Origin of the sequence: Streptomyces sp. S07_1.15, assembly GCF_020739505.1 — a bacterium.
In the GTDB taxonomy this organism is placed as follows: domain Bacteria; phylum Actinomycetota; class Actinomycetes; order Streptomycetales; family Streptomycetaceae; genus Streptomyces; species Streptomyces xinghaiensis.
The window spans coordinates 1,280,416-1,295,249 of the sequence record NZ_JAJBZK010000001.1; the positions used below are offsets into that span (position 1 = coordinate 1,280,416).

Below are 14,834 nucleotides of genomic sequence, written 5' to 3' on the forward strand. Positions count from 1 at the left end.
AGCTTCAGAGGCAGCAGGAAAGGCAGGGCACACCGTGGGATACGCCCAGGAGTACGCCACCGCGATCATGCACCGCGGGCGGGTCCCGATGGATCCCGCCGACTTCGTCCCCGACTGGGCCGACGGCCCGCGCAAGGCCAAGTTCTACCCGGGTGCGGACAGCCTGCCGCTGCCCGCTTCCGGCTATCCGGCGGCGGCCGGCCTGGACCGGGGCCTCGCCGCTCTCGGCGGGGCGCTGCCGGCGCTCGCGGAGCGGGACGAGGCGGACGGCCCGGACAGCCCGAACGGCGGGACCGGCCAGGACGGCGAGGCCGGCGAGGCCGGGGAGGCCGGCGAGGCCGGGGAGGCGGGCGCCGGGCGGCCGTTCGACCTCGCCGCCCTGTCGGGCATGCTGCGCGACTCCTACGGGCTGACCGGCCGCCGCCTCGGCGTCCAGGCCAACACGGACCTCGGCGCGCTGCCGTACTACCCGCTCGCCAACTGGTCGCGCGGCTCGGCCTCCGGCGGCGGCCTCTACCCGGTCAGCGTCTACTGGGTCTCCGGGCGGAGCGGCCCGGTGCCGCCCGGGGTGCACTACTACTCCACCCGCCACCACGCCATGCAGCGGCTGCTCACCGGCGACGTCTCGGGCGAGGTGCGGGCCGCGCTGGGCGGCGGCGCGCCCGGACCGGCCACCGACCAGTACCTCGTCCTCGGCGTCAAGTACTGGCAGAACGCCTTCAAGTACAACAGCTTCTCCTTCCACGCCGTGTCCATGGACCTGGGCGCCGCCGTACAGACCTGGCGGCTGTGGGCCGGGGCGCGCGGACTCGCCGTCGAGCCCGCGTTCTGGTTCGACGAGGAGCGGCTGGCCCGGCTGCTCGGGGTGCGCACCGAGGAGGAGGGCATCTTCGCCGTCGTCCCGCTGCGGTGGGAGGGCGCCGCGCCCGGTCCGGCGGCCGGCCGGGCCCCGGCCACGGCCGGCCCAATCTCCGTGCGCCGGCGGGACGTCGAGCGGTCCCGCACCGTGCTGACCTTCGACGCCCTGCTGCGGATGCAGGCCGCCACCGCCGAACACGCCGCCGACCGGCCCGCGCCGGGTGCGCTCGCCCCGGCCGCCGCGCCGCCCCCGGACCCGGACCGGCCCGTCCGCCCGCTGCCCCCACCACGGCCGCTCGCCGCCGACGTGCGCGCGGCGCTCCGCGCGCGGCGCAGCAGCTTCGGCCGCTTCGACGCGCAGCGGCCGGTGGCGGCGGACCAGTTCGCCGCCTGTCTGGCCGCCGCCTCCGCCGGTTCCGTGCTCGGCGGGGACACCGGCACCGGAAAGACCCCGCTCACCAAGCTCTACGCCTTCGTCAACCATGTGGACGGCCTGGAGCCGGGGGCGTACGAGTACGATCCGGCCGGGCGGGCGCTGCGGCTGGTCAAGCCCGGCCGGCCCGGGGAGTTCCTGCAGAAGAACTACTTCCTGGCGAACTACAACCTGGAGCAGTCCGGCGCGGTCCTGGTGCCCGCGGTCCGCACCGCGGCCGTGCTCGACGCGGTCGGCGACCGCGGCTACCGCCTGGTCAACGCCGCCGTCGGGGCGGTCGCGCAGACGCTCTACACCGCCTGCGCCGCGCTCGGCCTCGGCTGCGGGGTCGCGCTGGGCTTCGACAACATCTCGTACATCGAGGAACTCGGCCTGGCGGAGACGGGCGAGTCCCCGCTGCTGATCATGATGATCGGTCATGAACGGCCCGCCCCGGCCGACTTCCGGTACGAGATCGCCTGAGCGCGGCATGAACACCGGACGAGAGACCACCGGACGAGAGACCACCGCCCTGCCGGACCCCGCCCCGGCAGCCGGCGAACCCGCCGAACCCGGCCGCGCGGACGGCCCGTTCGTCCTGCGCATCGCGGGACTGCCCGTGGAGACCCTGCGGGAGCTGCGCTGCCCCGGCAGCCGCCGCTGGGCCGACAGCGTGCTGTGCGAGACGGAGCGGCTGCGCGCCGAGGGCGAGGCCGTCGGCGACCGGCTGCACGACCTCGTCGGCGGCCACCCGGCCACGGAGAGCGGCACCGTGCGCCGCGGGCTGCTGAAGCTGCGCCGCGAGGTCTACAACAACCGGCTGCCCCGGGACGGCGACGCCGCCCTCGCCCTGGTCGCCGGGGTGGACGGGGCCGCCGGGGAGGCGCTCGCCGGCTGGCTGCGCGACCGGCGCCGGCTGGAGGAGCAGCGCACCGGGGGCGCGGCCCTGCTCGCCGGGGAGACCGCGCGGAGCCGGGCCGCGCTGCGCCGGCTGGCGCAGGAGGAGCGGCTGCGCAAGGGCCTGCTGCTGGCCTCCCCCGCCCTCGACGGGCAGCTCGACGGCCTGCTGCGGGCGGCGGACGGCGGTACCGCCGGCGATTCCCCCGGCGGTCCCCCCGGCAAGAAGCAGCGGAAGATCGAGCGTTCGCTGCTGTCGTACCTCTACCGGACGGTCTGCAAGACCAGTCCGTTCTCGACCTTCACCGGGGTCGCCCTCGGCGAACTGGCCGAGGGGGACGGGCGGCACGGCGGGGACAGCGCGCTCACCGTGCACGCCGGCGCCCCCTGGACCGGCCACGCCCGGCTCAACGTCGTCGCCCTCGGGCGGCTGGCCGAGACCGTGCTCGCCGACCCGGCCCGCCGCGCCGATCTGCCCGTCTCCCCCGCCTCCGGCTGGGGCCGCGAGGCGGACCGGGTCCGCTATGTGCGCCGCTGGGTGACCGAGGGCGACGAGGACACGGCCGTCACCTTCGACGCCGTGAAGGACCGGCTGTTCTTCCTGCGCCGCACCGGCACCCTGGAGCGGCTGCTCGGCCTCTTCGAGGAGCGCGGCACCGTCCGCTACGGCGAGCTGTCGGCGTGGCTGGCCGCCGACCGGGGGGCCTCGGCGGAGGAGTGCGACCGGTATCTGGAGGCGCTGCTGCGGATCGGCATGGTGCAGGTGCCGTGCCTGCGCACGGAGGTGCACGACACCGACCCGCTGCGGGCGTTCCAGCGGTCCCTGCGGGGCCTGGACCGGCCGTGGGCGGCGCGGCTCGCGGACCGGCTCGGCGGGCCCGTCTCCCTCGTCGACCGCTTCGCCGCCGCGGAACCCGCCGCGCGCCGCGCCCTCCTCACCGAGCTGCGCCGCGAACTGGTCGCCGTACAGGAGGAGTTGGGTTCCGAGCGGGCCAAGGTGCCGCAGACGCTGCTCTACGAGGACGCGGCGGCGGACCGGAGCACCACCCTGGACGCGGCCGCCTGGACGGAGCTGGCCGCCGGGCCGCTGGGCGCGGTGGAGAGGATCCTGCCCGCGTTCGACCTCACCCTGCCGCAGCGGATCACCTTCAGGGGCTTCTTCCTCGCCCGCTTCGGGCAGGGCGGCCGCTGCGACGACCTGCTGAAGCTCGTCCACGACTTCCACGAGGACTTCTTCGACCAGTACATGACCTTCACCGCCGGCCACACCTCGTACGACGCGGACGGCCGCTATGTACCGGAGGTCAACTGGCTGGGGCTGCCCCAGCTGAAGGCCCTGGACACGGCCCGGCAGACCTTCACCGAGCGGATGCGGGGCCTGTGGGAGGCCCGGGACGGGGCCGGGGGCCGGGACGGAGCGGCGGCGGCCGGGGGCGAGATCGTCCTCGGCGAGGCCCTCATCGACGAGATCGCCGCCGAACTGGCGCCGGTGGCACCGGACTTCGCCCCGATGAGCCACCACGTCCAGATCGCCGACCGCCCGGCGGACGCCGGCGGCCCCCTCCTCGTCCTGAACCGCTCCTACGGCGGGCTGTCCTTCCCGTTCAGCCGCTTCACCCACTGCTTCGACGGACTGGAGCAGCGGCTGCTGCGCGCCGCCGGGGAGGTCTGCCCGGAGGGCGCGGTGTTCGCGGAGGTCACCGGCGGCCCGGTGACCAGCAATCTCAATCTGCACGGGCGGCTCACCGAGTACGAGATCGTCTGCCCCGGCGAGACCGGCACCCTGCCGGAGGAGTTCCGGCTCGGCCTGGACGACCTGTCCGTCGAGCACGACGAGAGCGCCGACCGGCTCGTGCTGCGCTCGGCGCGGCTCGGCCGCGAGGTGATCCCGGTCTACCTCGGCTATCTGGTGCCGCTGGCGCTGCCGGAACTCCCGCGCACCCTGCTGCTGCTGTCGCCGACCTCCATGGCCCCGCTCAACGTCTGGGGCGGCGTACCGGAGAGCGAGCCGGTGGACGGCGTGACCGCGCGGCCCCGGGTGCGGCACGGCGGTGTCGTGCTCAGCCGGCGCAGCTGGAGCGCCCCCGCCTCCGCCCTGCCGGAGCGCCCGCCGGGCCAGTCCGAGGCGGACCGCTTCCTGGAGTGGCACCGCTTCCGCCGCGCGCACGGGCTGCCGGACCGGGTGTTCGCCACCGTCTCCGACAGTGGGGCGCGCGGTGCGACCGGCGCGAAGCCGCAGTACCTGGACTTCGACAGCCCGCTGTCCCTGGCGGCGTTCGAGGCGCTGGTGAAGTCCCCCGAGGCACGGGTGGTGTTCCGGGAGGCGCTGCCCGGCGAGGACGAACTGCACGCCGTCTCCGGGCGGGGCCGCCATGTCGCCGAGCTGGCCGTGGAGACGGCCGTCGCGCCCGCCCGAACCCGACCGAGGAGCAATACCCGATGACGGCCACCACGACCACCACGACCACCACACCCTCCGCGGCCTCCGCAGCCTCCGCGGCCGGCGGCGGCGACGCCGGGGCGGGCGCCTGGCAGGCGACGCACATCTTCTACGCCGCCAACCCGCGTCCCCTGCTGCTGCAGTGCGTCCGCCCGCTGGTGGACGAGCTGGCGGCGGACGGGCTCCTGGCGAACTGGTTCTTCATCAACTACTGGCTGGAGGGCCCGCACGTCCGCCTCCGCATCAAGCCGTCCTCACCGGAGGCGGCGGAGGAGGTGCGGCGCCGCACCGGGGCGGCCATCGACGCCTTCCTCGCCGAGCGGCCCGCGCTCTACGAGGTGGACTCCGGTTTCCTCAACGACTTCTACAACACCCTCTTCGAGATCGAGTTCCCCGGCGGGGAGCGCGCCCCGTATCTCGACGGCGACGGCCGGATGCGGCTGCGGCCCAACAACTCCCGGCACGCGGAGCCCTACGAGCCGGAGGACGGCAAATACGGCGGCCCGGCCGGGATCGAGCTGGCCGAGTGGCACTTCCGGCACTCCAGCGAGCTGGTCGCCGACGCCTTCCGCACCAAGAACCTGCATCTGCGGACCGTGCTGCTCGGCACCTCGGCGCAGCTGATGATGGTGATGTCCGGCTGTTTCCTCCCCGGCGACCGGGAGCTGGCCGGCTACCTGGACAGCTACTACGAGTTCTGGCACCGGGCCTTCCCCGGCACCGGCTTCATCGGCACCGAGGAGTACGACCGCAACTACGCGGCGACGGCACCCGCCCTGGCCGCGCAGTTCGCGCGCATCCGCGCCGCCGTCGCCGGGGACGGGACGGCGGCAGCGGGGTCCGCGGACTCCGCGGACCCCGGGGCGGGCACGGGCGCCCCGCGGCTGCCCGCCTTCCTCGCCGGCTGGGCCGAGCACTGCGCCGAACTGCGCGATCGGGCGGTGCGGCTGGCCACGGACGGCGAGCTGGTGTTCCGGTCCTGGGACGGCGAGCGGGACGAACAGGTGACCGACCCGGCGGTGGCTCTGCCGCTGCTGCTCTCCCCGTATATGCACATGACCAACAACCGTCTGCACGTGACCATCCGGGACGAGGCGTACCTCTCGCACGTCCTGGGCCGCTGCCTGCGCGAGTCCCGTCCCGGAACGGCGGAGGCCGGGGCATGACCGCCCCGGCGGCCGTCCCGCGCCGCTACCGGCCCGAGCTGCGGGCCGGAGTGCTGGTGGGCGGCGCCCTGCTGCACGGGCCGGCGACCGTCCATCTGATCAAGAACACCGAGAGCGGCCTGTCCTTCAAGGTCGGGGAGAAGGAGCACTTCCTGATCTCCCGGATGGACGGCTCGCGCAGCCTGGAGGAGCTGGGCGCGGAGTACGCGGCCCGGTACGGGCGCCGGCTGGCCGACGCCAACTGGCAGCAGCTGCTGGGCATGCTGGGCACCCGGGGGCTGCTGGCCGGGGCGCCCGCCGGCTCCGGCGGCGGCCCGGGGGCGCGGCCCGGCCCCGGGCCCGGCCCGGAGGCGGGCCCGGATGCGCAGCGGGCAGCCGGCCCGCAGGCGCCCCCGGAGCGGAAGCTGCTGAGCGGCAGCATCCGGCTCGTCGCCGACGCGGACGCCACCACCGGCCGCCTGCACCGCGCCGTGGGCTTTCTGCTGTCGCCGCCGTGGATGGTGCCGCTGCTGTGCCTGGCCGTCGTCATGGAGGCCGTCCTCGCCACCCGTCTCGGCGAACTGGTGCTCGGCGCGCGGGCGTTGTTCCTCCACCCGGTGCTGCTGACGGCCGCGGGCACTCTGCTGTGGCTGAGCACCGCCCTGCACGAGCTGGCCCACGGCGTGGTCGCGCGCCACTACGGCGGCCGGGTCTCCGAGATCGGGCTGCGCTGGCGGCTCCCCGTGGTGATCATGTACTGCACGGTGGACGACTACCTCCATCTGGGCACCCGGGCGGCCCGGATCGCCACCGCCGCGGCCGGCGCGGTGATGAACCTGCTGTTCCTGCTGCCCTTCTGGGCGGTGTGGATGCTGGCCCCGGTGGACGACGCCACCGGGGACGCGCTCGCGGGGCTGCTGTTCCTGGGCAGCGTCCAGGCGCTGGCCATGCTGATCCCCCTCCCGCCCCTCGACGGCTACAAGATCGCGAGCCAGCTGCTGGGCGCCACCGGGCTGGCCGCCTCCAGCAAGGAGTACCTGCGGCTCGCCGTGCGCCGGGACCCGGCCGCGGCGGCCTATCCGCGCCGGGCCAGAACCGCCTATCTTCTCTACGGCCTGGGCGCGCCGCTCGTCCTGGCGGCGCTCGCCGCGGCCCTCGCCGTCCTCGTCCACTTCCTGCTGACGGCACCGTGAGCGCCCGGTGAGCCGCAGCCGCCCCCCGACCCCCGCGCCGTCCGCCGCGTATTCCGCGGCGTCCGCGCCGGCACCACCCGCTACCAAGGAGCACCCCATGCCCCCCATTCCCTCCCCGGACGGCCCGGCCGTCGTCCTCGACGAGGTGCACAAGTCGTACGGCGCCACCCGGGCCGTCGACGGCATCTCGCTGACCGTGGCACGCGGGGAGTTCTTCGGGCTGCTCGGGCCCAACGGCGCGGGCAAGACCACTCTCATCGAGATCATGGAGGGGCAGCGGCGGGCGGACTCCGGCACCGTCACCGTCCTCGGCGAGCACCCCTGGCCGCGCAACACGGCGCTGCTGCCCAAGCTGGGCGTGCAGACGCAGACCTCGGCGTTCTTCGTCCGGCTGACGGCCCGTGAACACCTGGAGACCATGGCCGCCCTCTACGGCGCCGGCCCGGACGCCGCCGAACGCGCCCTGGCCACCGTCGGGCTGACCGACGACGGCGGCACGCGCGTCGACGACCTCTCCGGCGGCCGGCGGCAGCGGCTGGCCATCGCCTCCGCCCTCGTCCACGACCCCGAACTGATCTTCCTGGACGAGCCGACCGCCGCCCTCGACCCGCAGGCGCGCCGCGACCTGTGGCAGGTGCTGCGCGACCTCAAGAGCGCCGGGCGCACCATCGTCTACACCACCCACCACCTCGACGAGGCGGAGGCGCTGTGCGACCGGGTGGCGATCGTCGTCAAGGGGCGGATCAGCGCCCTGGACTCCCCCGGCCGCCTCATCGCCGCGGGCAGCCCCGTCACCCGCCTGGTGGTCCCGGCGGGCCGGCTGACCCCGGAGGCGGCGCGGGCCATCCCCGGCGTCGACCGGGTCGGCGAGGAGGGGGACGGCCTGGTGCTGGAGACGCTGGACTCCGGTCCCGTGCTGGCCGCGATCGCCGAACTCGCCGGGCTCCAGGGGGTGCAGACGCGCACCGCGAGCCTGGAGGACGTCTACCTCGAACTGACCGGCACCGGCACCCCGCGGCCGTGAACACCGAAGCCGCGAACACCGCGGCCGTGAGACCGCACCGCCCGCCCGGCGGCGCACGCCTGGCACCGCACCGGATACGGAGAACACCTTCCACATGAGCGCCTACGCCGCACTGAGCAGGGCGGGCTACCGGGCCTACGTCCGCGACAAGACCACCCTGTTCTTCACCTTCGCCTTCCCGCTGCTCTTCCTCGTCGTCTTCGGGCTGATCTTCCACGGCAAGTCCGTGGAGGAGAGCGGCAAGCCGTACATCAACTACATCGCCCCGGGCGTGCTGTCCTGGGGCGTCGCCAACGCCGCCGTCTTCGGGGTCGGCTTCGTGCTGATGCAGTGGCGCCGCGACGACATCCTGCGGCTGATCCGGATGACGCCGGCCCGGCTGCCGGCCGTACTGGGTTCCCGCTACGTGCTGGCCATCGGCATCGGCATCGTGCAGGCGGTGCTGTTCGTCGCGGTGGCGCTGCTGCCGTCCTTCGGGCTGAGCCTGGCCGGCGGCTGGCCGCTCGCGCTGCCCGTCCTGGTGCTCGGGATCACGGCGTTCCTGGCGATCGGCGTGATCGTCGGCTCGTACGCCCGGACGCCGGAGGCGGTCGCCGCCGTGGCCAACTGCCTGATGATCCCGATGGCCTTCCTCTCCGGTTCCTTCTTCCCGCTGGACGCCATGCCGGAGTGGATGCGCTCGCTGTCGCTGGTGCTGCCGCTGCGCTACCTCAACGACGGGGTGTCCGCCGCGCTCACCGGCTCCGGGCCCGCCGGGGACATCGTCACCGCCTGCGCTGTACTCGCCGGATTCGCCCTTGTCTTCGGCGCCGTGGCCCTGAAGACCTTCCGCTGGAGCGACCGCACATGACGACGACCGCACCCCCGGCGCCGGATGTCCCGGCGGCGCCCCTGGAGACGGGCCGGGACCTGCTGCAGCGCGCACTCACCGAACGCTACGAGCGCGACGAGCGGTACGAACACGATGAGCGGCACGCGCGCGCGGCGCGCGCCGCGCGCGAGCAGCGGGCCCCCGCGGGAGCCGCCGGGGCCGGGCGGCCGCTGCCCGCGCCGCTGGTGGTGCCGCTCGGCGCCGCCGACACCCTCGGCTTCGGCCGGCCGGACCCGTACGGCCTGCTGCGCCCCCGCGCCACCGTGCAGCTCACCGCGCGGGCCGCGCTGATCGGCCCCTGGGGCGGCGAGGGGACGGCCGCCTGCGGGCAGTGCCTGGCCATGCGCTGGCAGCGGCTGCGCAGCCGCTCCGAACGCGAGGCGCTCGAACTGGGCCACGCACCGCACGGCGCCACCGGCTGGCCCGTCCTCACCGGCTACGCCCTCGACGCGGTGTGGTCCGTCTACCGGGCCGTCATGCCCGGCGGGCGCGCAGCCCCGTCGGCGGTGCCGGCCGACCGCGTGCTGCCGCAGGTGACCCGGGTCGATCTGGGCACGCTCGCCACCGCGACCTTCCCGCTGCTGCCGGAACCGCTCTGCCCGGCCTGCGTGCCGCTGCGGCCCGACACCGCGGAGGACGCCCGGATGGTCCTCGGGCCGGTGCCCAAGCCGGACCCGGACGGCTACCGCTCGCGGTCCCTGGACGCGTATCCGCTGCCGGAGTCCGCGCTCGCCAACCCCGTGTGCGGCGCGCTGGGTTCGGACACCTGGATCAACCCGGTCTCCACCACGACCGCGCCGGTGGCCGGCACCCACTTCGTGCGCGGCTACGCCGGGCTCAACGACGTCACCTGGAGCGGGCAGGCCGACGCCTACGGCACCAGCCGCCGGCTGGCGTTCCTGGAGGGCCTGGAGCGGTACGCGGGGACGCACCGGCGGCGCGGCACCTCGCCCGTCACCGCCTCGTACCACCGGCTCCTGGCGCGCGGGGAGCCGGTCCTGGACCCGGCCGCGTGCGGCTTCTACGCGCCGGAGACCTACGAACGGGACCATCTCGTCAGCCCGTTCGACCCCGACCGGGACATCCCCTGGGTGTGGGGCCACTCGCTCCGCGACGACCGGCCCGTCCTGGTACCGGCCCGGCTCGCGCACTACAGCGCGGGCGTGGACGCCGACAACTTTGTGTTCGAGTGCTCCAACGGCTGTGCCACCGGCGGCACTCCGGAGGAGGCGATCCTCTTCGGGCTGCTGGAGCTCGTCGAGCGGGACGCCTTCCTGCTCGCCTGGTACGGACGGGCCCGGCTGACCGAGATCGACCTCGGCTCCTGCCGGGGCGGCGCCACCCGCACCCTGCTCGACCGGGCCGCGCTGCACGGCTACGACGTCCGGGCGTTCGACACCCGGATGGACACCGCGGTGCCCGTGGTGACCGCCCTGGCGGTGCGCCGCGACGGCGGCCTCGGCACGCTCTCCTTCAGCGCCGCAGCGGGGTTCGGCCCGGAGGGCACCGTCGACGCCGCGCTGTCGGAGGTGCTGACGTACATCCCGCACCTGCCGTACCAGGTCGCCGAGCGGCGCGCCGAACTGGAGGCCATGGCGCGGGACTACGGCAAGGTGCTGCACCTGAAGGACCACGCCCAGCTCTACGGGCTGCCGGAGATGGCCGGGCACGCCCGGGAGTATCTGGAGCCCGAGGCCGTCGTGCCGCTCGGCGAGGCGTTCCCCGGCTGGCGGGAACGGAGACCGCGCACCGGCGATCTGCTGGACGACCTGCGGCTGCTCCGCGACGAGTTGGTGCGCACCGGGCACGACGTCATCGCCGTGGACCAGACGACGCCGGAGCAGCGCGCCATGGGCCTGCACACGGTCGGCACCATCGTGCCCGGGCTGCTGCCGCTGGACTTCGGCTGGAGCCGGCAGCGCGCGCTGCTGATGCCGCGGCTGCGCACCGGCCTCAGGGCGGCGGGACGGCGGGACACCGACCTGGGCGAGGCGGAGATCAGGGCCGTGCCGCACCCGTTCCCGTGAGCGCCGTCCGGTGAACAGGCGCGCCGGTGCGGCGCCCGGCGGCATCCGGCAGCCCCCTCCGGTACGGGAGATCCCGCTCCGGAGGGGGCTGCCGGGCCCGGGGCGCCGTGGATCAGGCGCTGCAGGAGGTGGTGGAGGTGGTGCTGGAGCAGGTGGACGTCGAGGAGGAAGACGTCGAACCCGCGAGCACGACCTCGACGGCGTCCGAGTAGTCGGAGATCTCGAAGGTCTCCGACTCCAGCTCCAGGATGTCGTTGGCGAGGGTGGCGAGCTCGGTCTTGGCGTCCATGTGGTTCTCCCTTGGCCTGCCGGGGCCCGCCGGCGGATCCGGCGGCGCTCCCGTGCGCTGGTCCCATTGGAGCGCGGGCCGCTGTCGGATCGGCCCGGCTTCCGCTGTCAGATCGCTGACACCCCGTGAGAGCGGGGGGTGGAGCACCTGACGCGGCGGAACCGCACACTGGCGGGCGGCGGGCGGCCCGCGGGCCCGGAGGCCGCGGAATCCGGAAGTCCGGGCGTCCGGGATTCCGTTCGGCCGGCGGATGACGGGGAACGCGCGAGAACCCGGGGCCCGGCGGCCACCGCGGCGCCGGGGACACCGGGGCACCGGGGCACCGGTGGTCCGGGACGCACGGAACGGAGAGCAGGCACCGCACACCGGGACGCACGGGAGAACGGCGCCGTCCGGGGCAACGGTGACGCCCGGGGCGTGCCGTCCGCTGGATGGACAGACGGGGCTCGTCCGGAGGCGGGGGGTCCGCGCACACCGGGGGGACGGGCCGGGGGCCTGCCCGGGACCGGCACCGTCGCGGCCGTCCGGCCGGCGGCCGCCGGGGGAAGCGGAAGGCCGGCGGCAACGAGGGCGAGGGGAGAGGTGATCCATTGACCGGGACAGCGCGGGCCGTACCGGAGAACGGACCGCAAGCCGGGCCGCGGGCCGGGCAGCAGGCCGCGTCGCCGGCCGCAGCGCCGCCCGCCGGGCCGCAGGGGGTGCCGCTCGGCATCCTGCGTCCCGCCGTCGAGCTGTACGTCGATCTGCACGCCCATCCCGAGCTCTCCGGTGCCGAGGTGCGCACCGCCGGCCGGTTCGCCGCCGCGCTGGAGCGGCACGGCGCCGCGGTCACCCGCGGTGTGGGCGGGCACGGTGTGGTCGGGGTGCTGGCCAACGGCCCCGGGCCGGTGGTCCTGCTGCGCGCCGAGCTCGACGCCCTCCCGGTCACCGAGCGCACCGGTCTGCCGTACGCCAGTACCGCCGCGGGCGTGATGCACGCCTGCGGGCACGACCTCCATCTGGCCGCCGCGTCCGGGGCGCTGGCGCTGCTGGCGCGGTCCCGGGAGACCTGGCGCGGCACCGTCCTGGTCGTCGGCCAGCCCGCCGAGGAGACCCTGGAGGGGGCACGGGCGATGCTGGCGGACGGTCTGTACGAGCGCTTCGGCACCCCGGACGCGGTCCTCGCCCAGCACGCGGCCCCGCTGCCGGCCGGCACCGTGGCCCACGGCCGGGGCGGCCCGCTGATGGCGGGCAGCGCGGCACTGGACGTGGTGATCCACGGGCGGGGCGGCCACGCGGGCGCGCCCCAGCTCGCCGTCGACCCGGTGCTGACGGCCGCCGCCACCGTGCTGCGGCTCCAGTCCGTCGTGGCGCGCGAGACCGCCCCCTCGGAGCAGGTGGTGCTGACGGTCGGTTCGCTGCACGCGGGCGAACGCGGCAACGTCATCCCGGACCGGGCCGAACTGAGCCTGTCCGTACGGGCGTTCAGCGATGCCGCGCTGGACCGCGTGACGGCCGCCGTGGAGCGGATCGTGCGGGCCGAGTGCGCGGCCTCCGGCTGCCCGGACGAGCCGGAGTTCACCCTCGTCTCGCGGTCCCCGGCTCTGCTGCCCGATCCGGACACCGCGGCCGCCGTGCGCCGGGTGCACGAGGGGCTGTTCGGGCCGCACCGGGTGACCGACTGGCCGCCCGCCACCGCCACCGAGGACTTCCCGCGCTACGGCGCCGCCGACGCCGGGATCCGCACGGTGTACTGGATGCTGGGAGTGACCGGTGCCCGGCAGTGGCGGGCCGCGCGCGAGGGCGCCGTGCCGCCCCCGGCCAACCACGCGCCGGACTTCGCCCCGGACGTCCGGACGGCCCTGCCGGCCGGCATCACGGCGATGGCCGGCGCCGCCCTGCACATCCTGCCCGCCGCCGAGGAGGAAGCGCGTTGACGGACGACGACACCCCCGGCCGGGACCATCTGCTCGTCACCGTCCGCCGGAAAGGCCGGGGGGCCGCGGCGGCGACGACGGTGGTGCGCCTTCTGGGCCTGCTCCCGGCGGACCGGGTCTGCACGGCGGAGCCGGCGCAGGACACCATCCGGCTCCGGATGGAACTGGACGGCACGGACGCCGACCGTGCCGCGGCGCACGGCGCCGTACGGCGGGTCCTGGCCGACCGGGCGCTGGACGGCTGGGCGCTGGACGGCCGGGCTGAGGACGGCCGGGCGGAGGAGAACTGAGCCGGCGGTGCGGAGCGGCCGGCACCCGCGGCCCGCGGCGGCCCGCGCATCCGGTGGCGGCCCGGCACCCGGGCGCGGCGACCCGGCGGGGCCGGTCAGATCCAGCCGCGCTCGCGGGCCAGCAGCGCCGCCTGCGCCCGGCTGGCCGCGCCGAGCGTCTGCAGCAGATCGGCGACGTACCGCCGGTAGGTGCGGACCGAGACGCCCAGCTCCCGGGCCCCCGCCTCGTCCTTCCCGACGGAGCACATCGACACCAGCACCCGGCGCTCGAAGTCGGGGAGCGCTTCCCCGGTCTCCTCGCCGCCCTCCTCCCCCGGGCCGGTGAACTCCTCGGCCTGCTGCCAGATCTTCTCGAAGAGGGCGACGATGTTGGCGACGAGCCCGCTCTTGCGGGCGAGCAGCGCGCCCCGCGCCGTGTTGGCCGGGTCCAGCGGCACCAGGGCGGCCCGCCGGTCGTAGACGAGCATGCGTTCGGTGATGTCGCGGGCCACGCGGATCCTGGCCCCGTGGGCGACCAGTTCCCGCAGATAGTCCGCGGTCGGGGTGTCGTCCAGGGCACGGCGCAGGACCACGCTGCGGATCTCGACGCCGCGGCGCAGACAGCGGTGGTCGAGCGGGCGGGAGCGGGCGATGTTCTCCGGCGACAGCCGGGTGTACGGTTCCACGGACAAGATCTCGTCGCGGGCGAAGAAGGCCAGGTCGTCGATCCGGTCCCGGATCTGTTCCAGCCCCTCCAACTGCTCGATGCCCGTGCCGGCCTGGGCCCGGGGTCCCTGCTCCGCGCGTAGACCGTCGACGACGTGGCGTGACTGGGTGACCTGACGCAGCTCCTGGTGGAGTGCCCGCAGCCGGATGTCCGTCAGCCGGGCCAGAGCGATCTCGGGGTCCGCCGGGTTGATCAGCTTGTCGTCCCCCATGGGGTGGAGCAGCCCGAGTCCGCGCAGCCGGTCGAGGGAGCACCGGACGCGTTCGCGCTCGGTGTGGAGCAGGAGGTGGATGTCGTCCGGGGAGGTCCCCGGGTTCCGCAGGAAATGCCGGTAGATCTCCTCCTCCAGAGGAGAGACCCCGAACACGGACATCTCGTTTCCAGCCAACTGCGCCCCCATGCCGCCGGTCCACCACCGGCCGTTGCCCACGGCGGGTCGAGCCCATGGCTGCCGGAGTGGTTCGGCACACAGTAAACGGCGGAAGTGACGTCCCTGGAAAGGGATGAGAGCGACCAGCAGGCCGAATGCGGGATTTTGTGGTATTACGCCCTGCCGATTGACATCGGGTCAATAAGCATACGCCCCTCAACGCGCCATCCACAGCCGTTGGTTGAGGGAACGGCCAATCCCCCGCCCCCTCCCGGCAGGACCGCCACATCACCGCCACATCACCGCCACGGCCCCGTCCGCGCCCCCTTCGGGGCCCTCGCCCGGCTCCACCCGCCACCGCCCGCCGCCACCCGCACGGAGCAGCCGTCCGGCCCG

Annotated in this window: 11 protein-coding genes; 9 read left to right on the forward strand and 2 right to left on the reverse strand. The window is 75.2% G+C overall.

What is annotated here, in order from left to right; translation table 11 throughout:
* Positions 1-34 precede the first annotated feature (34 nt).
* The 7 genes from LIX60_RS05455 to LIX60_RS05485 all read left to right on the forward strand — a co-directional run bounded on the left by LIX60_RS05455 (position 35) and on the right by LIX60_RS05485 (position 10,867).
* A complete protein-coding gene (locus LIX60_RS05455; RefSeq protein ID WP_227957445.1) occupies positions 35-1,753 on the forward strand; it encodes a SagB family peptide dehydrogenase in 1,719 nt (572 codons plus the stop codon).
* 7 nt (positions 1,754-1,760) lie between these two features.
* Positions 1,761-4,610, forward strand: a complete 2,850-nt coding sequence (locus LIX60_RS05460) for a lantibiotic dehydratase (RefSeq protein WP_227957446.1) — start codon at positions 1,761-1,763, stop codon at positions 4,608-4,610.
* The gene (locus tag LIX60_RS05465) at positions 4,607-5,773 is read left to right on the forward strand and encodes a lantibiotic dehydratase C-terminal domain-containing protein (protein WP_227957447.1); all 1,167 of its coding nucleotides are present in this window, start codon (positions 4,607-4,609) and stop codon (positions 5,771-5,773) included. The genes LIX60_RS05460 and LIX60_RS05465 overlap by 4 nt, the downstream gene beginning before the upstream one ends.
* Positions 5,770-6,945, forward strand: a complete 1,176-nt coding sequence (locus LIX60_RS05470; protein WP_227957448.1) for a site-2 protease family protein — start codon at positions 5,770-5,772, stop codon at positions 6,943-6,945. The genes LIX60_RS05465 and LIX60_RS05470 overlap by 4 nt, the downstream gene beginning before the upstream one ends.
* A 97-nt stretch (positions 6,946-7,042) precedes the next feature.
* Positions 7,043-7,969 carry an ABC transporter ATP-binding protein gene (locus LIX60_RS05475; protein WP_227957449.1) on the forward strand — a complete coding sequence of 309 codons (927 nt, stop codon included), beginning with the start codon at positions 7,043-7,045 and terminating at the stop codon, positions 7,967-7,969.
* A 94-nt stretch (positions 7,970-8,063) separates the two neighbouring features.
* Positions 8,064-8,819 carry an ABC transporter permease gene (locus tag LIX60_RS05480; RefSeq protein ID WP_125624276.1) on the forward strand — a complete coding sequence of 252 codons (756 nt, stop codon included), beginning with the start codon at positions 8,064-8,066 and terminating at the stop codon, positions 8,817-8,819.
* Positions 8,816-10,867, forward strand: a complete 2,052-nt coding sequence (locus tag LIX60_RS05485; RefSeq protein WP_227957450.1) for a TOMM precursor leader peptide-binding protein — start codon at positions 8,816-8,818, stop codon at positions 10,865-10,867. Before LIX60_RS05480 ends, LIX60_RS05485 begins: the two co-directional genes overlap by 4 nt.
* A gap of 112 nt (positions 10,868-10,979) precedes the next feature.
* Here the strand turns inward: LIX60_RS05485 and LIX60_RS05490 are convergent, their stop codons facing one another.
* Positions 10,980-11,156 carry a thiazolylpeptide-type bacteriocin gene (locus tag LIX60_RS05490; protein WP_019710917.1) on the reverse strand — a complete coding sequence of 59 codons (177 nt, stop codon included), beginning with the start codon at positions 11,154-11,156 and terminating at the stop codon, positions 10,980-10,982.
* Positions 11,157-11,746: 590 nt separating this feature from the next.
* On the opposite strand from LIX60_RS05490, the gene LIX60_RS05495 reads away from it, so the two are divergent.
* Together LIX60_RS05495 and LIX60_RS05500 are read left to right on the forward strand one after the other, a co-directional pair.
* Positions 11,747-13,072, forward strand: a complete 1,326-nt coding sequence (locus LIX60_RS05495; RefSeq protein ID WP_374117802.1) for an amidohydrolase — start codon at positions 11,747-11,749, stop codon at positions 13,070-13,072.
* Positions 13,069-13,362 carry a hypothetical protein gene (locus LIX60_RS05500; protein WP_227962983.1) on the forward strand — a complete coding sequence of 98 codons (294 nt, stop codon included), beginning with the start codon at positions 13,069-13,071 and terminating at the stop codon, positions 13,360-13,362. The genes LIX60_RS05495 and LIX60_RS05500 overlap by 4 nt, the downstream gene beginning before the upstream one ends.
* Before the next feature lie 95 nt (positions 13,363-13,457).
* Here LIX60_RS05500 and LIX60_RS05505 read toward each other — a convergent pair whose 3' ends face one another.
* The gene (locus LIX60_RS05505) at positions 13,458-14,441 is read right to left on the reverse strand and encodes a helix-turn-helix transcriptional regulator (protein WP_227957451.1); all 984 of its coding nucleotides are present in this window, start codon (positions 14,439-14,441) and stop codon (positions 13,458-13,460) included.
* Positions 14,442-14,834: the final 393 nt, after the last annotated feature.